The sequence below is a fragment of the Streptomyces sp. NPDC055025 genome, assembly GCF_053608565.1.
On sequence record NZ_JBSGVS010000032.1, the window covers coordinates 49,824 to 69,929 of the forward strand.

Here is a 20,106-nt window from a genome sequence, read left to right on the forward strand (position 1 = left end):
CCGATGACGACAGTCGGCAAGCGCACCGCGCTCACCCCACGCCACCTCACCCGAACCAGCGAGCGCCTCTCGTTCATCTACCTGGAGCGCTGCACCGTACACCGGGACGCGAACGCCATCACGGCCGAGGACGCCGACGGCACGACCCATATCCCGTCGGCCACCATCGGCACTCTCCTCCTGGGCCCCGGCACGCGCATCACCCACCAGGCCATGAGCGTCCTGGGCGAGACCGGGGCCGGCGTCGTCTGGGTGGGTGAGCACGGCGTGCGTTATTACGCGGGCGGACGCGCCCTGTCCCGGTCCGCCGCCCTGGTCGAGGCCCAGGCCCTCCAGTGGGCGAACCGTCGTACTCGCGTCGCCGTCGCACGAGCCATGTACCGGCTCCGCTTCCCCGACGAAGACCCGGCCGGACTCACCCGCCACGAGCTTCTCGGCAGGGAAGGCACCCGGGTCAGGCGCTGTTACCGCGACCAGGCAGCCCGTACCGGTGTCCCTTGGCATGGCCGCAAATACACCCCCGGCGACTTTACGAGCGGCGACCCGGTCAACCAGGCCATCACCGCCGCCGCCCAGTGCATGTACGGCATCGCCCACGCCGTGGTCGCTTCTCTTGGCTGCAGCCCGGGTCTCGGTTTCGTCCACTCCGGGCACGAACTGTCCTTCGTCCTGGACATCGCCGACCTCTACAAGACCGAGATCGGTATTCCCCTGGCCTTCGACATCGCGGCCGAGGGCGAGGAAGACGTCGGTCCCCGAACCCGTCGCGCCTTGCGTGACCGCATCAACGAAACCGGCCTGCTGAACCGCTGCGTCGACGACATCAAACAACTTCTGCTGCCGAATGGCGCGGAGGGGGACGGCGACCCGCTCGGTGGGGCGGACCGGGTGGTTCTCCAAACCGATGGTGACCGAGAGGTCGCCGCCGGACGGAACTACGGAGACGCGGACGAGGCGGTGATCTGGTGACCGTGATCGTCCTCACCAACTGCCCAGCGGGCTTGCGCGGATTCCTCACACGCTGGCTGCTTGAGATCTCCGCCGACGTGTTCATCGGCAACCCGTCCGCGAGAATCCGCGACGTCCTCTGGGACGAGGTCCGGCAGTACGCGGGCCAAGGCCGCGCCCTGCTCGCCCACACCACGAACAACGAACAGGGCTTCACCTTCCGCACCCACGACCATGCCTGGCACCCCACGGACCACGAGGGCCTGACCTTGATCCGCCGCCCGAACAACAACCCTCGGCCGCCGGCCAGCGGCCCGAAACCCGGCTGGAGCAACGCGTCCAGACGCCGTCGCTTCGGCAGGAGTTGAGGGTCACCAATGGTCGCTTCACGCCGAATGCCGGAATCGGTGAAAGTGCTCGAAATCCAACGCCACCCGGGATAAACCCCCAGGTCAGAAAGTCTGCTCCCCGCGCCCGCGGGGATGGTCCCTCCGTTGGGCTGGCCCGGGACGGTCCCGTCCGCTGCTCCCCGCGCCCGCGGGGATGGTCCCGCCATAGGCCACGCCGTACGCACCCTCGCGGACTGCTCCCCGCGCCCGCGGGGATGGTCCCGCGGCAGTCGCGCGCCACGACGACCGGCAGGACTGCTCCCCGCGCCCGCGGGGATGGTCCCTTGTGGAGACAACCCCCGGGTGGGGCTTTCGGCTGCTCCCCGCGCCCGCGGGGATGGTCCCGGGGTGTTGCCCAGCCCGACCATGCTGGCGAACTGCTCCCCGCGCCCGCGGGGATGGTCCCCACGGGTTGTCCGACCCCGGGAACCCGTGGAGCTGCTCCCCGCGCCCGCGGGGATGGTCCGAAGATCGTGTTGAAAGGCGGAAAGGTCCGGTACTGCTCCCCGCGCCCGCGGGGATGGTCCCCAGCCGACCTACGGCCGCTGATGGACAACACCCTGCTCCCCGCGCCCGCGGGGATGGTCCCCACTCCAGCACCTGTTCAGCATGCCCCCACCTCTGCTCCCCGCGCCCGCGGGGATGGTCCACCTGGCACCATCAGCGCGGCCTACAACGGCGGCTGCTCCCCGCGCCCGCGGGGATGGTCCCTCCACCGTGGTCCAGAAAAGGCGCCCCGTGGTCTGCTCCCCGCGCCCGCGGGGATGGTCCCGCGCGGACCGCCTGGCGGTCGGCGTCGGTCCACTGCTCCCCGCGCCCGCGGGGATGGTCCCACTGATGGAGCGCTTCGGTGCTTCCCGGAACACTGCTCCCCGCACCCGCGGGGATGGTCCCTGGTCGAGGATGCCGACAATCGCGCGCCGGGCCTCCTCCCCGCACCCTGCGGGGATGGTTCTCCCAGCCCTTCGCGGCGGCATCGGAGTTGTGGAGGGTCCCCTGGCGTGATCAATAAGCCCGACCGAGGAACCCCGCATTCTGCGTCCGCGGGTCCCATTGTTATCGACGCGGCTTGGCCCGGCGTGCGCTTGAGGGGGCCTTTCTGTCCCGCCAGTGCCCCGGCTCGTAAGATCCTCTAGAGATGTAGAGGACTTCGGCGCTGGGGGATGGGTTGGGGACCGGCGAGCAGCTTGTGACCGTCGCTGCTGTGTTGTTGGGTGCGTTGACGACGCATCTGACCAACTACGTGATGGAGCGGAGCCGGCATCGACGGGAGCTGTTGACTCGCTGGGACGATCGGAAGCTCGATGCCTACAGCGGCTACGTCGACCGGGTCCGGGCGGGGATCTTCCTTGCTGTGCAGCTCTACGAGCACAAGGAAGGGCTTCGGCGGAGTGAGCACTCCGAGGCGGAGATGGCTGGCGAGCTGGCTGAGGCCGAGCGTCATCGCGGGCGGTCGTTCGAGCAGATCATGTTGCTCGGCGGGGACGAAGTGGTCGAAGCCGCACACGAGTTGAACGCAGCCGCCCTCGCCGTCGACTGGCAGGCGACCGGGAAGACTGCCGGGTCCCTGGAGGAGTGGCGCGAGCGCAATCGCGTCGTCTTCCGGGAGATCAACCAGTTCCATGAGGCTGCCCGGGTGGATCTCGGAGTGCAGGGGAAGGTCACCGGTGACAACCACCCCGAGCGGGACCTTCTGTTGCCCTCGGCTCGGCGTGACAGTGAGACTCGCACGTGAGATCCGTGGAGCGTGGCCATCCTCTGGCCAGTGCGACACGGCGAGATCCGGCAGCCGGTAGGCTGTAGGCGCTCCGCCCCTGGTGGACGGGGCGCGGGTGGGTTGCCCGAGCGGCCTAAGGGAACGGTCTTGAAAACCGTCGTGGCAGTGATGTCACCGTGGGTTCAAATCCCACACCCACCGCACTGGTCAATGTAGGTGCAGGTCAGAAGGGGTGTCTCCGACTGAGGGACACCCCTTCCGTGTTGAGCCTGTCTCACTGTTTCTCGCCTGTGGACCGTTCTGGATCAGCGTTCGTCCCCCAGCCGTCCCCCAGAATTCCGTGATCGACCACGCTGCTGAAGCGATGGACGATCACCAGGTGCTCCAACGGGCCACCAACCGGGCCCACGAGTTACAACCTTCCTCACGGTTTCAAGGGCGGCTCGCTCCGTTCGCCGCGCGGCACGGCCCCGGTCGGGCCTACGCTCCTGACTCTGCCCCGCCGCAGCTCGGTCGGCGCCCACGCGAGCGAACAGCGATCAGCGGTTGATGAGGGAAGGGGTGACTTCGTGGCTGGGGCGGTCGGTTCCTCGTTCAAATTCCGGGCAGCATCACAGCCTGCCCGAGTTGCCAGCCAACATACGTCCCCTGATCATCTTCGACTCCAAACCGGGGGCAGGACGCCGGCCAAACCCGCTCAGCGCCGACAGTCTGGTGCAGGCACGAAAAGTATCAATATTACAAGGATCCTCCATATAAACCAAATGGATAGAAAGCCTTCGAGGTTCAGTGGTAAACAGGACTTGAGGGTCCTGGCAACAGCAGCTCTAGGGGGGACGTTGATCAAAGAGATTAAGTTCACGAACTTCAAGGCCTTCGCGAATTTCACAATGACGTTTAAAGGATCATCACTTCTGGTAGGTCCCAACAGTGCCGGAAAGAGCACCATCCTGACTGCACTCCGACTTGCGGAAACATGCCTAAGAGTCGCAAAAAGAAATCGCCCCAACGCAACCGAACAACATGCGGGCTCTTACTATCTTTCTTACCCAGTGCCAACGCGTGATTTTGCCGCCCTGAATGAGAGCGTGCGGCATAATTTTCGTGACGATGAGACGAGCATGGAGTTGTCATGGAAAAATGGCTGCAAAATGCGGATTGTCTGGCCTGAGCGACGCCCCTACGAGGACGAACCTAATCCCTTTTTCTATCTTCTTGAAGTGAACGGGAGCCCACCGAGGACGGTTGCACCCGTCAAAGCGAACTTCTCGACAATCGGTGTAATCCCTACGCTCTCTCCGCTTGAGCACGAAGAGGCAATTCTGGAAGCGGAAACAGTCCGAAAAAATCTTTCAACACGCCTCAGTAGCCGACATTTCAGAAATCAACTAAGAATGCTCGATCAGGCGGGAGAATGGGATGAGTTTATTGAGTTCGCCTCGCCTTGGCTGGCGGGTATTAATTTGAGGAAGCCTGCAACGCGATATGACACGTCGAGCATTGATGTCTTCTTTACGGAGGCAGGTAATACCTCCGAAAAAGAGATTGTATGGGCTGGCGATGGTGTACAGATTTGGCTACAACTCCTGCTTCATCTCTACCGCTCCCGGAGTTTGCCTACACTCGTGCTTGACGAGCCGGAGGTGTTCCTTCACGCAGATCTACAAAGACGTCTAGTCCGCTTGCTCGAAGCTCTGGATACCCAGATCGTCTTGGCGACTCACTCGACCGAGGTCCTCACCGAGGCCGAGCCTGAATCCATTGTTTGGGTAGATAAGACGCGACGTAGAGCAGTGAGGGCCCCCAAAGAATCAAATCTCGACGGCTTGAATGCTGCACTCGGAAGCTCCTTTAATTTGGCGATGGCGAAAGCTCTGCGTGCCCATGGCGTGATTTTCGTTGAAGGCAAAGATATTCGAACTCTCAAGCGCATTTCAAGAACGCTGGGGTTGGGCAAAATTTCGGAGGATATTTCACTGGCCGTTGTGCCCATGAGCGGTTATTCTAGATGGGAGCATGCCGAGGCATTCGGTTGGTTCCTCAGGGAATTCCTTGGAAACACGGTCAAGGCGCTTGTGCTACTGGATCGCGACTACCGCACAGATGCACAGGTCGAGGAAGTAATCAAGCGCTTTGACAACGTCGATGTACATGCTCATGTGTGGAGGAAGAAGGAGCTTGAAAGTTACCTCATAATTCCGGAAACTATCGCTCGTCTCACCCAGTGCCCAGTCGGTGAAGTGGAGGGAATGATTGACGATGTAATGATTGGAATGCAGAACAAGGTCACATCGCGACTTCTAGCGGAGAAGGTGGTCACCGAAAGACCATCAGGTAGAAGTGTGGCTACCATTAACGAGGACGGCTTGAATGAGCTAGCCGAAAAATGGAAGAGGAGTGACTTTCGCTATTCAATTTGCCCACCCAAGGAAGTCATGGCCGCTGTGAATAGGGAGCTGCAGAATCGCGGATATAAATCCGTCGCATTCGACACAATCGCCAAATATGCCAAGGCAGGTGAAATTCACCCTGAAATGATTGCTCTCTTGGATAAAATCGAGCGCCTGGCCGATTAATCTGCAACACGGGTCCGGCGTGAGCGGACCAGTCGTGCGCAATGGGCCGCGCTGTAAGGGCGTGCCGGTAAACAACTTGCTCTCGAACACCCTGACTGCGCTGGGGTGTCAAGAGCCAGAACACGCAAGTTGTTTTCCGGCAAGCCCTAACAACGACTAACACAATGAGTTGATCTGTCGCAGGGTGATGAGGCAGCAGGCGAGTTTGAGGAAGCCTTCGTGGATGTCGGCTCGGCGTTCCCAGCGGATGCGGAGTCGTTTGAAGCCGTGGAGCCAGGCGAAGGTGCGTTCTACGACCCAGCGGTAGGTGCCCAGGCCGGTGCCGTGCCGGGTGCCACGGCGGGCGATGGCCGGCACGATGCGGCGGGCGCGGACCTGGTCGCGGTAGATGTCGTGGTCGTAGCTGCAGTCGGCGAAAAGTGAGTCGGGCCTGCTGGCGGGGACGGCCGCGTCGGCCTCTGATTCCGGGGACGGCGTCGATCAGCGGCAGGAGCTGGGTCACGTCGTTGCGGTTGCCGCCGGTGAGGATGATGGCCAGTGGTGTGCCGTGGCCGTCGGTGATCAGGCGGTGCTTCGAGCCCGGCCGGCCCCGGTCGACCGACGAGGGGCCGGTGTGGCGCCCCCTTTCAACGCCCTGACGTGCGAAGAATTGACCACGGCTCTGGACCGGTCCAGTCGGGCGGCCGCGTTCAGCTCCGCGAGCAGCACCTCGTAGAGACGCTGCCACACTCCGGCCTCGTTCCAGTCCCGCAGCCGTCTCCAGCACGTCATCCCCGACCCGAACCCGAGTTCCTGCGGCAGGTGTTCCCACTGGATACCGGTATGGAGCACGAACAGGATCCCGCACGGCACCTCACGGTCCGGTACCGGCTTGCGGCCCGGATACCGGAACCGCCGCTCCTTCTTCGGAGCAGCGGCTCGATCCACTCCCACAGCTCATCCGACACGATCCACGGCGAGGCTCCCACGACCAGCCCAACGCCCAAACTCCCAGACCGGACACGGCCGCCAGGCGCAATCGACCTCATTGTGTTAGCCGCTGTAAGCCTGCCAACTGGTGCATGGGGTGTAATCGGAGCGGTGTCGAGCGTTCCCGTACTGCAGGCACCCGCTCCATCTGGCGCACCAGAAGAGCACCAGAGGGAGCGGGTAACGGATGTTACGGAGACTTGGGAGAGACTTCGCCCCCCTCCAGGAGGGCTGCCGCGATGAGCTGGTTGGCGTGGTTCTGGCGGCCTCGGAGGATCTTGGCGTAGACCTTGTACATCACGGCCAGGCTGTGGCCGGCGCGGCGGGCTACTTCGGGGGGCTCGACTCCGGCCTTGATCCAGAGGGAGATTCCGGCGTGCCGCAGTGAGTACGGGACCTCTGCGAGCGGCGTCTTGGCGTCTTCTAGTGTGAGTGCCTGTTCGCGGGCCTCTTTCCAGATCTCGCAGTACTCGGTGGATCGGACGCGTCCGCCGCGGGCCGCGCGGAAGAGGCGGCCGTCAGGGGCCAGGCCGTAGCGCTCCTTGTGTTCTCGGAGGAGTTGGACGAGCGTCGGCGGGATCGGTACGGGACGGGTGGTCTTGCGGGCGCGGCGTTTGAGGCCGCGTTTGTCGTACGGGGTGCCGTGGTCGGTCCAGCCTGAGGCGACCTCCGGGTGGTTTTCGGCGAGAATGAGTTCTTGACGAGTGACGAAGAAGTGGACCCCGACCTTGCCACCGGGTGGTTTGAGGATCTTGCCCACGTGTTCGATCAACTACCAACGGTCGACCGCGTGAGACTGGCGGCACTTTTCCGGGAAGTGGCGGAGCATGAGTCACGACCTGACGTGCGCGCCGCTATGAGGGACCTGCCGGAGAGCTTCGGTCTGGAAGAAGAAGATGAGGCGTAGAGGGGTAGTCGTCGCTACTTCGGCGGGTTCGACTCCTGCCTTGATCCAGAAGGTGATTCCGGCGTGACGGGGTGAGTACGGGACCTCTGCGAGCGGCGTCTTGGGGTCCTTGGGTGTGAATGTCTGTTCGCGGGTCTCTTTGTAGATCTCGCGGTACTTGGTGGAGCGGACGCGTTCGCCGCGGGGCGCGCGGAAGAGGTGGCCGTCCGGGGTGGCGGGCTGGGGTGGTTTGGCGGGGTGTCTTTTTCCTCTGTGTGCAGCGTGCGTTTCGGCACTGAGAGTGATATGTCTTCGGGCTGGTCGGTGCGTTGGAGGGTTAAATAATCCCATATGTGTGAGTATGTCGCGGCTGCTGTGGCTACTGAGGGTCAGATACGGTGGCGTGCGTCGCGTCGGCCGGGTGTCGGCGTGTGTTTGGACCTTCAACTGCTCGGAAGGAGTGAGTGTGAACGCTCGCTTTGGCGTGAGTCGGACAAAGGCGCTTGTGGTTGCAGCGCTGGCCGCGATCGTCGCCTCGACCGTCCCAGGATCGGCGTCTGCTGCCGCAGACGGAAATCGGTCGCGCTCAGAACACTGGGGCGTGATCACCCGTAACACGATCGGCTCTCCCGTCGCCGCTCTGAGGAACGGTCCGTTCGGCTCGTTCGGCGTGCAGGGACCCTCCGCCAGGCCGCCCTACGGACGGGGCAGCCTGGGAATCGAGGTGGCGGACGACTCCACCTCGCTGACTCCTCCGAGTGAGAAGGCCGATTTCGGCAACGAGGTCGACTTCTTCGGCGATCCGGTGCTGGGCCTGAAGAAGGTCGGGTTCCGCGTCTTCCAGACCGGCGAGAACGTCAGCTACGGCGGCGCGGAGAACATGCCGAACATCCGGTTCGAGATCGATCCGAATGTGAGCACGCGTCCGACCGACAACTACTCCACGCTGGTGTGGGTGCCGGACGCGTCGCCGGTGACGGACCGTTGGAGCCCGTTCCTCGATGCCACCTCGACCGGCTACTGGTACCTCACGGGCAACGAGACCGCCTGTACTCAGGCGGCCCAGTGCACCTTCGCGCAGGTGAAGGCCTCGCTCAACGACGGCGGCGCCAGACCGACCATCTACACCGCCTCGGTCGGCAAGGGCCGCGACTTCATGTGGATCGGCGCTGTCGACGGGCTCCGGATCAATCACAACATCTACGACTTCGAGGTCGACGGCGTCAAGACTCGTCGCGCGGGCTGATTCAGCCGGCTGATGTGACCCGTATTCTGGCCGCCGGTTCCGCTTTGTCCGCGGGGCGATCAGATCCTCAGGAAGTAGAAGTAGCTGGTCAGAGGGCGCGTCTCCGGGATGGAGGCGCGCCCTCCGGGTTTGGGGCGTGTGGAGGGGGCGGAGGTCGTCGATGGGCGGGGTTGTGGGTTGATGGGTGGGGCTGTGGTCAGCCCCCATGCCGGTGTTCAGGGGCTTGAAAGGGGTGAGGGTTTGGCGGGGCGGGTCTGGTACGTGGCGTACGGATCCAATATGGATCTTGAACGGCTCTCCTGCTATATCGCCGGCGGCCGGCCGGCGGGGGCGGCTCGGGAGTATCCGGGGTGTCGGGACCGGAGTTTGCCCGTGGCCTCGGTGCCGGTGGAACTCAAGGGGGTCGTGTACTTCGCGACCGAGTCGTCCGTGTGGACGGGGGGAAGGGCGTTCTACGACCCCGGGGCCTCGGGGCGGGTCTTCGCCAGGGCGCACCTGGTGTCCGTCGAGCAGTTCTCGGACATCGCCGCACAGGAGATGTACCGGCGGCCGGGGGCCGAGCTGGATCTGTCGGAGGTGCTGAGGCGGGGCCGGGCGGAACTCGGGGCCGGGCGGTACGAAACCCTCGTATGCCCGGGAACGATGGACGGGTTGCCGATGCTCACGTTCACCGCTCCATGGGGTGTCCACGATGTGAGCTGGAACAGGCCCTCCGCCTCCTACCTCAGGGTCCTGTCGCGCGGACTGCTGGAGGCGGGCGCCTGGGACATGCCGGCCGTCGCGCGCTATCTCGCCGCGTGCCCCGGCGCGGCCGGCTCGTGGACCGCCTGCGAGGTTGCCGGTCTCCTCGCCGATCTCGTCGCCGATCTCGTCGTGGAGTGAGATGGGTGGAGGGGACCGCGACCCTCCTCGTGTCTCCGGGAAATCGGGAACGGACGAAGGGGTCGTCTTCCGGGTGCGGCTCGGCGTGGGGCCGTCGTAACCGTCGTACTTCTTTTTACGTGGTGACGTAGGCGCGTGCGTACGCGCGTCGGGGCGCCGGCAGCGTCATGGGCGGGTCGTGAGGCGGGCCGCTGAGGCGATGGTGGCGCGCGCTTCGTGTTCGGCCAGACCCGTTCGTACGGCGGCGTCGACGAGCGGTTCCACCAGTGCGTCGCCGAAGCCGTGTTCGTACGCGCGGCAGGCGGCCCAGAAGAGCCGGGTGTTGCGCTGGCCCTCGTGTGCCGCTCGTACGAACCGCACCAGGCCGTCGCCCCGCGCGGGCTGGTCCCGGCGGTGATGCGGGCGGAGCGGAGGCGTGAGCAGGCGCAGCAGCGCGCGCGGGCAGGGCGCGGGTGCGAGGCCCTCCGTACCCGGGGCCGGCCGATAGGCGCCGCGGGCCGTGACCGAGCCGGGTCCCACCAGATAGCCGCCCGCGCCGCGTACGTCGATGCCGGGGGCGAGCCGGCCCGCGGAGTTGGGCACGACGACGTTCGGCGGGCCCGTCAGCCAGATGTGCCGGCCACCGCTGGGTGTCAGAACGACCACGGTCTCCGGCAGCGTGAACAGATGCTGGAGGGCCAACTGCTGGAGCGCGGCCATCGAGTCCGGGGTCGGGCCTGGGATGGGGCCCGGGTCGCGTCCCGGGGGCGTGTCCGGGATGGGGCTCGGGATGGTGCCTGGGGGCAGGTCCGCGGGCCTGCCCGGCGTCAGGCCCGGGGCCGGCGTCAGGTCCGTGGCCGGTGTCAGGTCCGCGGGCCTGCCCGGCGTCGAGTCGAACGCCGGTCCTGGTGTCTGTCCCGGTGCCGATCCCGTTCCCCTCTGCGGGCTGACGTCGAGATCGATGCCGATGAGCTGGTGCGGTGGACGCCCGCAGGCGATGCCGTAACCGGTCGCCCAGGGCGCGGCGGCGAAGAGAGCGCGTACGCCGGTGGGGTCGGTGGTGGCGTCGTGGACGCCGTGGCCCAGCAGTCCGCACTCGCCACGGCAGCGGATCCGTTCGGGCTCGTCCCGGTGGGGGGAGCGCAGGGCCGGGAGCTTGGTGGGGGACAGGGGGATGACGGGAAGCCCACGTTCGGCGGCGGACAGCGCATGAGCGAGGGCCAGGGTGGCGGGGTGCCGGGCGGTAGTGGCCATGCTTCTATGTTCGTACAAGCGTTCGAAGAAGGGAAGGGGGAATGGGTGTCCGCGCCGTCGGTGAGGGGGACGGTGAAACGATTCACCTCTTCCGGGACCAGCTTGCGGGGCCGCTCTCCTTCTCCTCGCGGTGGGGACTTGTCGATACCTTGAGGGGTGAACTGCGGTTTTGGGGGCGCATAGGGGTTTATCGACTTGTCCTCACGCTTGCGAGGGAATCAGCGACTCCGGGGTGGTTCGCGAGGGATGCGGTGGGCAATTCTGAGGTCGCGACGTCGTCACAACGCCGAGGTGGTCGGCCAACTGCCTTGGAAACACCCGTACTTCGTTCCTGGAGGAACTGACATGGCAAGCTTCCGTACCGCTCGTGCCTTCGCCGCTGTCGCCGCGCTGCCCCTTGCCGCCGCGCTCTTCACCGGTGTGGCGCAGGCCGACGACGACGCCTTCTCCGACAACGAGTGGAACGCGAGCGTCGCGACGCTGGCCGGCGGTGGCGTGGGTGGCCACAACTTCGGCAACTCGACGACCACGCAGCAGGTGGCGACCGGTGCCGGCGCGTCCAACCAGAACAACACGGCCAACGTGATCGGTGCGGGCTTCACGACCATCGACCAGTCCAACGAGAACATCGCGGTGAACTTCGCCAGCCACTGGTGACATACGGCCCGACGGGGGGCGTGACTGAGGGGTGAACGGTGTTCTGCGCGGCGGCACTTCGGTGCCGTCGCGCAGTTCGTTGTGAGGGGGGCGGGAGCACCCGGCTGTACGGGTGGCTGGCTGTTTGTGCGGGTGCATGGGCGGCTGTCTGTGCGGGCGCCTTGACGGGTGTCTGCGCGGCTGTCGGTGCTGTCGGTGCGGCTGTCTGCGCGGTGCCCGGGTGGGTGCCCGCGCCGGGTCCGTACGGCTCGTGGCCCGGGTCGACCCTGATGGCCTCCCTCATCCCTTCTCCACCTTCAGGAGGTGGAGCCAGCACCACCCCTACACCCTGAGGCGGACATCTCTTCGGGACCTGGGGCCGATCCCCCGAGGTGGGGCTCGCTTCTAGCGTGGAGCCATGACCACGCCTGTCTGCACGAGCGCCTCTACGGCCGCCAAGCCGGTTCCGCCCGCGCCGTACGCGCCGTACGAGCCCTACGTACAGCACGCGCCGCCCGCACCGTACGCGTCGGCCGCGCCGCGTCCCGTCCATCCGACCCATCCGATCCATCAGGCTCATCCGGCCCACCAGGCTCACTTGCCCCATCAGGTTCACCCGACCTACCAGGCTCACCCGGCCCGCCCGGCCTACGCCTCGTTCTCCTCGTACGTACGGGCGCGGGGGCCCGTGCTGCTGAGGGCCGCCCGTTCGCTCACCTCCAACCCGTGCGACGCCGAGGACCTGTTGCAGACGGCCCTCACCAAGACGTATGTCGCGTGGGACCGGATCGAGGACCACCGCGCCCTGGACGGTTATGTCCGCCGCGCCCTGCTGAACACCCGTACCTCGCAGTGGCGCAAGCGCAAGATCGACGAGTTCGCCTGCGAGGAACTGCCCGAGACCGAGGGCCTGCCGGAGCCGGACCCCGCCGACCAGCAGGTGCTGCACGACGCGATGTGGCGCGCGGTGATGAAGCTGCCGGACCGGCAGCGCGCGATGGTCGTCCTCCGTTACTACGAGGATCTCAGCGAGGCACAGACCGCCGAGGTGCTCGGGGTCTCGATCGGTACGGTCAAGAGCGCGGTGTCCCGTGCGCTCGGCAAACTCCGCGAGGACCCGGATCTCTCCCCGGTCCGCTGACGGCCTGTCCGCCTGTGCCTCTCCGTCGGCGAACGCCGACTCCTCCTGTCCGTTCACCGACAACAGCCCCGGAGACCCGCAGCCCTGGATGCCCATAGACGTCGCCCAGACCTCGCCGTTTCTACTCCCGGGTAGTGACATACCGCGCGGTACGTGCGCAGAATCACCGCAACCCATAGCGCGACGGAGCGCTAGCGCCTACCGGGAGGACGCCGTGCTGAGCACCATGCAGGACGTACCGCTGACTGTGAGCCGCATCTTGCACCACGGGATGACCATCCATGGAGCGTCACAGGTCACGACCTGGACCGGCGGGCCCGAGCCGGAGCGCCGCAGCTTCGCCGAGGTCGGGGAGCGCGCGACACGGCTCGCCAACGCCCTGCGCGATGAACTCGGCGTCGGCCCCGACGAGCGTCTCGCCACACTGATGTGGAACAACGCCGAACACGTCGAGGCGTATCTCGCGATCCCCTCCATGGGCGCCATCCTCCACACCCTCAATCTCCGGCTCCCGCCCGAGCAGCTCGTCTGGATCGTCAATCACGCCGCCGACCGTGTGGTGTTCGTGAACGGTTCGCTGCTGCCGCTCCTCGCCCCACTCCTCCCCCATCTGCCGACCGTCGAGCATGTCGTCGTCTCCGGTCCCGGCGACCGTGCGGCGCTCGACGGCGCGTCCGCGCGGGTGCACGAGTACGAGGAGCTGATCGCCGGCCGTCCCACCACGTTCGACTGGCCCGAACTGGACGAGCGGTCCGCCGCGGCCATGTGCTACACCTCCGGCACCACCGGGGACCCCAAGGGTGTCGTCTACTCGCACCGCTCGATCTATCTGCACTCCATGCAGGTCAATATGGCGGAGTCGATGGGGCTGTCGGACAGGGACACCACCCTGATCGTCGTACCGCAGTTCCATGTGAACGCCTGGGGCCTGCCCCACGCCACCTTTATGACCGGCGTGAACATGCTGATGCCCGACCGTTTCCTCCAGCCCGGCCCGCTCGCCGAGATGATCGAACGCGAGCGGCCCACGCACGCCGCCGCCGTCCCCACCATCTGGCAGGGACTGCTCGCCGAGGTCACCGCGCGCCCCCGCGACCTCACCTCCATGGCCCGGGTCACCATCGGCGGTTCGGCCTGTCCGCCGTCGCTGATGGAGGCGTACGACAAGCTCGGTGTACGGCTCTGCCACGCCTGGGGCATGACGGAGACGTCGCCGCTCGGCACGATGTCCGACCCGCCCGCCGGTCTCACCGCCGACGAGGAGTGGCCGTACCGCATCACCCAGGGCCGTTTCCCGGCCGGAGTCGAGGCCCGTCTCGCCGGGCCCAGTGGCGACTTCCTGCCCTGGGACGGGGAGTCGGCCGGTGAGCTGGAGGTACGCGGCCCATGGATCGCGGGCGCCTACTACGGCGGCGCGGGCAGCGAACCGGTCAGGCCCGAGGACAAGTTCAGCCCCGACGGCTGGCTGCGCACGGGCGATGTCGGGGTCATCAGCCCCGACGGCTACCTCACGCTCACCGACCGCGCCAAGGACGTCATCAAGTCCGGCGGCGAATGGATCTCCAGCGTGGAGCTGGAGAACGCGCTGATGGCTCACCCGGAGGTGGCGGAGGCGGCGGTCGTGGCCGTACCGGACGCGAGGTGGGGCGAGCGGCCCCTCGCGACGATCGTTCTCAGGGACGGCGCGACGGCGGACTACGCGGTGCTGAGGGAGTTCCTCGCCGGGAAGATCGCGAAGTGGCAGCTTCCGGAGCGGTGGGCGGTGGTGGCGGCGGTGCCGAAGACGAGCGTCGGGAAGTTCGACAAGAAGGTGATCCGCAGGCAGTACGCCGACGGGGAACTGGACGTCACCCGGGTCGAGAACTCCTGACGGACTGATCTTCGAGGCGGTTGGATCACCCCGCGATTGTTGATCCGGGATTGTTGACGCGGGGTGATCCGGGGGTGTGGAGCGGCTCGACTCGACCGGGACGGACACCGGGACGGACACCGGGAAGGTGACCACCCATCGCCTGGTCTGAGCGCTGAGTACTGAGAGCTGAGCGTTGAGCGCTGCGAGCCCGAGCGGGGTGGGTGGCAGGCCCTAGTTCGTACCGATCTTCGCGAGGAGGTCGACGATCCGGGACTGCACCTCGGTGCTGGTCGAGCGCTCCGCGAGGAACAGTACGGTCTCCCCCGAGGCGAGCCGGGGCAGCTCCGCGCGGTCGATTCCCGCCGAGGTGTATATGACCAGGGGGGTCCGGTTCAACTGGCCGTTCGCGCGCAGCCAGTCGATGATCCCCGCGCGTTGCCGCCGTACCTGCATCAGGTCCATGACCACGAGGTTCGGCCGCATCTGGGAAGCGAGGGAGACCGCCTCGTCGTCGGTGCCCGCGCGCGCGACCTGCATACCGCGCCGCTCCAGCGTGGCCGTCAGCGCGAGCGCGATCTCCACGTGCTCCTCGATCAGCAGCACGCGCGGCGGATGCTGTTCGCTGTCGCGCGGGGCCAGGGCCTTGAGGAGTACGGCCGGGTCGGCGCCGTACGCCGCTTCCCGGGTCGCCTGGCCCAGACCCGCCGTCACCAGTACGGGGACCTCGGCGGCGACGGCGGCCTGGCGCAGCGACTGGAGGGCGGTACGGGTGATCGGTCCGGTCAGCGGGTCGACGAACAGCGCCGCGGGGAAGGCGGCGATCTGGGCGTCGACCTCCTCGCGGGAGTGCACGACCACCGGTCGGTAGCCGCGGTCGCTGAGCGCCTGCTGGGTGGAGACGTCCGGTGCGGGCCAGACCAGCAGCCGGCGGGGGTTGTCGAGCGGCTCCGGGGGGAGTTCGTCGTCGACGGGCCGGGGCTGGGGGCGGTTGGCGACCTCGACCGCGCCGCCGGGGCCGTCCAGCGGCTCGGGACCCTCGGCGCCCTCGTCGGGGGCGCCGATCGCGTACGACCGGCCCTCGGCGTGGGCGGAGGGCAGCCGGGAACCGCCCTGAGGGGATCCGGGCTGGGGGGAGCCGCCCTGGGGGGCGTTCGGCGAGTGCGGCGGGTTCTGCGCGCCGGAGTGGTGGGGCCGGCCCGGTGACTGCGGCTGCGGTTGGTGCTGCGGATGGGCCTGAGGGTGGGACGGCGAGTGGGAGTGAGGCAGGGCGTTCGCCTCGGCGCGGTCGTCACTGTCGGCGGGCGGCGTACCGAGCTTGCGACGTCGTCCCGAGCCCAGGGACTGGCCCGAACCGAGGGACTGGCCCTGGCCCTGGCCCTGAACGTGGCCCTGGTTCGGATGCTGGCTCTGAGGGTTCTGGCCCTGAGGGTTTTGGCCCTGAGGCTGGTGGGGCTGCGGAGCCTGGTGAGGTTGTGACGGCTGTGGCGGCTGGTGTGCGAAGGGCACGCCCTGGCCGAGGGTACGCACGCTGAAGGCACGGCCCTGGGTGGAGTCCGGGGAGAACGGGGTCTCCTCGGGGAGAGGAAGCGCGGGCGGCAGCGGTTGATGAGCGCCACGCCGAGGATCCGTGACGGCGGAGTCGCCCGGAGTGCCCGGGGTGCCCGGAACGGGAGCGCCCGGGGTGGTCGGAACGCCCGGGGCCGGGGCTGCCGGGGGCGCCTGAGCGGACGGCATGCTGCGCGTGTCACCGCCGGTACGGCCGTCCGCGCTCGCGGAGGTACGGGGCTCGTCGGGCCAGCCCGGCGGTCCGGTCATCATGCCGAAGCCCGAAGTGGTGGGCATTCCCGGCCCGTTGGAGACGGGGTCCGCGCCCTGACCGGGGGCTGCCTGACCGGGGGCTGTCTGACCAGGAACCGCCTGGCCGGGCACCGCCTGCCCCGGGACCTCATGGCCCGGGACCGCGTGCCCCGGGACCGCCTGGCCGGGCACCGCTTGTCCGGGCGCGCTCTGCACGGGCACGTTCTGTCCGGGAACGCCGAGGCCGGGGTTCCCCCAGCCGTTCGGGTCGACGGGCATGGCACCGGTGCCGCTGCTCGTACGAAGGTCCGCGCCCTCGGTGCCTCCGGCGCTTCCGGCGCCTCCACCGTTCCCGGCGCCTCCGGCGCTCTCGGGCCAGGTGGGCGGCGCGGGGTGCTGGGTGTCCATGGCGCCGCGGCGCCGCCCCGAGGGCAGCGGGTGCGCCTGCGGCGGGGTGTGGTCGGCATCCGGTTCGGTACGTACGGCATCGTGGCGGCCCGGAAGCGAGGCGTCCTGAGCACGGGTGCCTGGCCTGCCCGGTACGGCCGGGGCCGGGGCGTGCGCCGGAGCGCGGTCGGCGGCGGCGGGCGGCAGGGCGAACGCGCTGCGGGCGCCCTCGGACTCCGCGGGCGCGGGCCGTTCGGTATGCCGTTCCTGCGCGGGGGCCAGCGCCCGGCGGGCACGGCGTCCGGCGGGCTGCTGCGCGCCGGAGGCGCCGGCGGGGAGCTGGTGTCCGGGAATCTGGTGTCCTGGGACCTGGTGTCCGGGAACCGACTGTCCGGGGATCTGCTGGACAGGGGGCAGCGGCGCGGGCATCGCGGCGGGCGCCGGAGGCGGTACCGGTACCGGGCCGGGGACCTGGGCCGCAGGCGCGCCCGGCGCCGTCGGTGCGACCGGCAGGGACGGCGCGGGCGGTACGGGCTGTGCGGGCGGTACGGGGGGTGCGATCTGCGCGGGTGGTGCGGGCGGCGCGAACGGGGCGGAAGGCGCCGTCGGATACGCCATGGACTGCCCCGGGCCGACCGCGGGCGCGGGCGAGAGTGCCCCCTGCCCGGAGCCGTCGGCAGCGGACGGGCCGGAGGCGGAGGGGCCGGCAGCGGACGGGCCGGCAGCGGACGGGCCGGCGGGGAGCGCGGGAAGCGCCCTCTGCCCGCCGTGCCGCGCCCGGCGTCCCGTACCCGCGGCAGCGGCGTCCACCGGCACACCCTGCGGGGGTACGGCCTGGCCGAGCGCCGGCCGACCCGTCGGACGGGCACCTTCGGCGGCGGTGACGACCGACCCTTCGGAGGGCGAGGCGGCGGGCAGCGCCACGGCCGACCCGATGGCCGACCCGGCGCCCGGCGCCGTATCCGGTCCGACGGCGGGCACCGCGCCCGCGGCGCCACCGGCCGAGGTGTCCTCGGCCGGGCTGGGCCGCCCGCGCCGACGCCCCGTACCACCGCCCCCGCCACCGGTTCCGGCCTCGGCTCCGGTCCCGCCGGCATCCTGTGCCGGGATCAGCCCCGGACCCTGCTGCCCGAGCTGCCCGAGCTGTCCCTGCTGCCCTTGCGATCCCTGCTGTGCTTCCACGGTGGAGTGTGCTTCCACGGCGGGGCCACCAGGGCCACCAGGGCCGCCGGAATCACCGGGGCCGTTCTCGGCCGCACGCGCCCGCCGTCGTCCCGTGGGCTCCCCGGCGTCCTCGCCCGGACCTTCCAGGAACGCGTCCGTGGACGCCCGCCGCGCGCGCCGCCTGCCGCCGCCCGAGGTCCCGGGAGCCTGCTGCGTCCCAGGATCCTGCCGCTGTGTCCCGGGACCCTGCTGCGCGGGCAGCGCGGGCTGGGCGCCCGCCGACACCGGCGCGGGCGGCGGAACCGTACCGGCGCCCTCACCCAGCGGCAGCTCCAGTACGTACGCGCTGCCGCCCAGGCCCGGCATCTCGTGCGTCTGCAACACGCCACCGTGTGCTCGTACGATCCCGCGGACAATCGGCTCATGTACCGGATCGCCGCCGGCGAACGGTCCGCGTACCTCGATCCGTACGACATCACCGCGCTGCGCGGCGGCCACCACGATCGTCGAGTCGACATAGCCACCGCCCGGCACCAGCCGGGCCCGGCCCGTCGAGTCGACCCCGGCCACATCGGCGACGAGATGCGCCAGCGCCGTCGCCAGCCGCGGCGCGTCCACCTCGGCCTCGATCGGCGGCGCGTGCACCGCGAACTGCGCCCGGCCCGGCCCGATCAGCTCGATCGCGCCCTCCACACCGGCCGCGACGACCCCGTCGAGCAGGACGTTCGTCTTGACGAGCTGTTCCGTGCCGGCGTCGAGCCGCTGATAGCCGAGGACGTTGTCCACGAGCGTCGTCATCCGGGCGTATCCGGCGGCCAGGTGGTGCAGGATCTGGTTCGCCTCGGGCCAGAGCTGACCGGCGGGGTCGGCGGCGAGCGTGCCCAGTTCGCCGCGCAGCTCCTCCAGCGGGCCGCGCAGCGATTCGCCGAGTACGGCGGTGAGCTGGGAGTGCCGGCCGGCCAGCTCGCCGTACCGCTCCGCCAGCTCCTCGATCTCGGCGGCGTACCGGTCGCTGCGGTCCGCCAGCTCGGCCGCGTGCCGCTCCTTCGCCTCCGCCAGCTCGGCGGTGAGACGGTCCGTCGTACCGGTCACCTCGGCGGTGAGGCGGTCGGTCGTGGCGGTCAGCTCGGCCGTGTGCCGTTCCGTCGCCTCCGCCAGTTCGGTGGCGTGCTGCTTGGTGAGGTCGTCGAAGGGACGGCGGTCGGTGAAGGTCATCACGGCGCCGACGAGCTGGTCGCCGTCCCGTACCGGCGCGGTCGTCAGATCGACCGGGACCTGCTTGCCGTTCTTCGCCCACAGGACCTGGCCGCGCACCCGGTGCTTCCGTCCCGACCTGAGCGTGTCGGCGAGCGGTGAGTCCTCGTACGGGAACGGCTCGCCGTCCGCGCGCGAGTGCAGGATCAGCGGATGGAGCTGATGGCCGCCGAGATCACTGGCGCGGAAGCCGAGGATCTGCGCGGCGGCGGGGTTGACGAGAACGACCCGGCCCTCGGTGTCCGTACCGACGACGCCCTCCGAGGCGGCCCGCAGGATCATCTCCGTCTGGCGCTGGGAGCGGGCCAGCTCGGCCTCGGTGTCCATGGTGCCGGAGAGATCCCGTACGACCAGCATCAGCAGCTCGTCGCCGGTGTAGTTGTGCGAGTCGTTGTACGCGTCCCTGCCGTCCTCCAGGTTCGCGCTGGTGACCTCGGCCGGGAACTCGCTGCCGTCCGTACGTCGCGCGACCATGCGCGTCGGCTTCGTACGGCCGCGCGCGTCCGCGGCGTCGGGGCGGCGCATCGAACCGGGGATCAGCTTGGAGTCGAACTCGGGCAGCAGATCGAGCAGCCCGCGGCCGACGAGCGCCGTGCCGGGGGTCTCGAACATTTCGAGCGCGATGGAGTTGGCGTTGACGACCGTGCCGTTGGCGTTGACGAGCACCAAGCCGTCGGGGAGTGCGTCGAGTATCGCCGCGAGGCGAGCAGCGCCTCGGGATGGCCTGCTGCTCACGACGACGCTTCCTCCCTGACCCACTGCACCTTGCTGACGGCCGCACCCATCTTGCCTCTCGGGTCCCGGCATGTCACTGGAGGGAGTCTAAGGGCTGGGGAGGTGACCGCGGCGGCGGATGAGTCGGAGCTTGATGTGGGTTGTGTGCGAATGACCCCGGAATGATCCCGGAATGGCCTCGGAACGGGCTTGGAACGGGCTTGGCCGGAGCAGGCCCTAGCTGAGTGTCATCGGCCACTCACGGGACCGGGTGCTTCCGGGCCGGAACCGGGGCCTGCTCCGGGGCGGCTCCGC

At 68.5% G+C, this 20,106-nt stretch carries 12 protein-coding genes, 1 tRNA gene, 1 pseudogene and 1 CRISPR repeat array; of the genes and pseudogenes, 10 read left to right on the forward strand and 4 right to left on the reverse strand.

Annotated features, from left to right (window positions below; genetic code table 11):
- Positions 1 to 3 precede the first annotated feature (3 nt).
- The 5 genes from cas1e (at position 4) to ACWGDX_RS20585 (ending at position 5,630) form a co-directional block, all read left to right on the forward strand.
- On the forward strand, positions 4 to 969 hold the full coding sequence (gene cas1e / locus ACWGDX_RS20565; protein ID WP_453627476.1) for a type I-E CRISPR-associated endonuclease Cas1e: 966 nt from the start codon (positions 4 to 6) through the stop codon (positions 967 to 969).
- A complete protein-coding gene (gene cas2e, locus ACWGDX_RS20570) occupies positions 966 to 1,316 on the forward strand; it encodes a type I-E CRISPR-associated endoribonuclease Cas2e (RefSeq protein ID WP_453627478.1) in 351 nt (116 codons plus the stop codon). The genes cas1e and cas2e overlap by 4 nt, the downstream gene beginning before the upstream one ends.
- Before the next feature lie 93 nt (positions 1,317 to 1,409).
- Positions 1,410 to 2,231: a CRISPR direct-repeat array (repeat unit 29 nt; unit sequence CTGCTCCCCGCGCCCGCGGGGATGGTCCC).
- A gap of 274 nt (positions 2,232 to 2,505) precedes the next feature.
- Complete coding sequence (locus ACWGDX_RS20575; protein ID WP_453627480.1) at positions 2,506 to 3,072, forward strand: hypothetical protein; 567 nt, start codon at positions 2,506 to 2,508, stop codon at positions 3,070 to 3,072.
- Positions 3,073 to 3,168: 96 nt separating this feature from the next.
- Positions 3,169 to 3,255 (forward strand) — tRNA-Ser (locus ACWGDX_RS20580).
- Between the two features lie 638 nt (positions 3,256 to 3,893).
- Positions 3,894 to 5,630, forward strand: coding sequence for an ATP-dependent nuclease (locus ACWGDX_RS20585; RefSeq protein ID WP_453627482.1), 1,737 nt, complete (start codon positions 3,894 to 3,896; stop codon positions 5,628 to 5,630).
- 156 nt (positions 5,631 to 5,786) lie between these two features.
- On the opposite strand, the pseudogene ACWGDX_RS20590 reads toward ACWGDX_RS20585, so the two are convergent.
- A pseudogene (locus ACWGDX_RS20590) lies at positions 5,787 to 6,580 on the reverse strand (IS5 family transposase); the annotation flags it as partial.
- Positions 6,581 to 6,789: 209 nt separating this feature from the next.
- Entirely contained in the window at positions 6,790 to 7,371 is a 582-nt protein-coding gene (locus tag ACWGDX_RS20595; protein WP_453627484.1) for a hypothetical protein, read from the reverse strand.
- Positions 7,372 to 8,086: 715 nt separating this feature from the next.
- Between ACWGDX_RS20595 and ACWGDX_RS20600 the strand changes: the two genes are divergently transcribed.
- On the forward strand, positions 8,087 to 8,731 hold the full coding sequence (locus ACWGDX_RS20600) for a hypothetical protein (protein WP_453627485.1): 645 nt from the start codon (positions 8,087 to 8,089) through the stop codon (positions 8,729 to 8,731).
- A 279-nt stretch (positions 8,732 to 9,010) separates the two neighbouring features.
- Positions 9,011 to 9,613, forward strand: a complete 603-nt coding sequence (locus ACWGDX_RS20605; RefSeq protein ID WP_453627487.1) for a histone deacetylase — start codon at positions 9,011 to 9,013, stop codon at positions 9,611 to 9,613.
- Positions 9,614 to 9,778: 165 nt separating this feature from the next.
- On the opposite strand, the gene ACWGDX_RS20610 is transcribed toward ACWGDX_RS20605, so the two are convergent.
- Entirely contained in the window at positions 9,779 to 10,846 is a 1,068-nt protein-coding gene (locus ACWGDX_RS20610; RefSeq protein ID WP_453627489.1) for a bifunctional DNA primase/polymerase, read from the reverse strand.
- A 345-nt stretch (positions 10,847 to 11,191) separates the two neighbouring features.
- Between ACWGDX_RS20610 and ACWGDX_RS20615 the strand changes: the two genes are divergently transcribed.
- From ACWGDX_RS20615 to ACWGDX_RS20625, 3 genes are all read left to right on the forward strand, one after another.
- Complete coding sequence (locus ACWGDX_RS20615; RefSeq protein ID WP_363084100.1) at positions 11,192 to 11,503, forward strand: hypothetical protein; 312 nt, start codon at positions 11,192 to 11,194, stop codon at positions 11,501 to 11,503.
- 577 nt (positions 11,504 to 12,080) lie between these two features.
- Positions 12,081 to 12,623 (forward strand): SigE family RNA polymerase sigma factor, encoded by a 543-nt coding sequence (locus ACWGDX_RS20620; RefSeq protein WP_453627545.1) that lies wholly within the window; start codon positions 12,081 to 12,083, stop codon positions 12,621 to 12,623.
- A gap of 214 nt (positions 12,624 to 12,837) precedes the next feature.
- Positions 12,838 to 14,493, forward strand: coding sequence for a long-chain fatty acid--CoA ligase (locus tag ACWGDX_RS20625; protein WP_453627491.1), 1,656 nt, complete (start codon positions 12,838 to 12,840; stop codon positions 14,491 to 14,493).
- Positions 14,494 to 14,706: 213 nt separating this feature from the next.
- Here the strand turns inward: ACWGDX_RS20625 and ACWGDX_RS20630 are convergent, their stop codons facing one another.
- On the reverse strand, positions 14,707 to 19,812 hold the full coding sequence (locus tag ACWGDX_RS20630; RefSeq protein ID WP_453627493.1) for a PAS domain-containing protein: 5,106 nt from the start codon (positions 19,810 to 19,812) through the stop codon (positions 14,707 to 14,709).
- Between the last annotated feature and the right edge of the window lie 294 nt (positions 19,813 to 20,106).

Excerpts from the sequence above, each read along its gene's own strand:
- ACWGDX_RS20610 (WP_453627489.1), bottom strand. The coding sequence starts at position 10,846 with ATGGCCACTACCGCCCGGCACCCCGCCACCCTGGCCCTCGCTCATGCG.
- ACWGDX_RS20615 (WP_363084100.1), top strand. The coding sequence starts at position 11,192 with ATGGCAAGCTTCCGTACCGCTCGTGCCTTCGCCGCTGTCGCCGCGCTG.
- cas1e (WP_453627476.1), top strand. The coding sequence starts at position 4 with ATGACGACAGTCGGCAAGCGCACCGCGCTCACCCCACGCCACCTCACC.
- ACWGDX_RS20605 (WP_453627487.1), top strand. The coding sequence starts at position 9,011 with ATGGATCTTGAACGGCTCTCCTGCTATATCGCCGGCGGCCGGCCGGCG.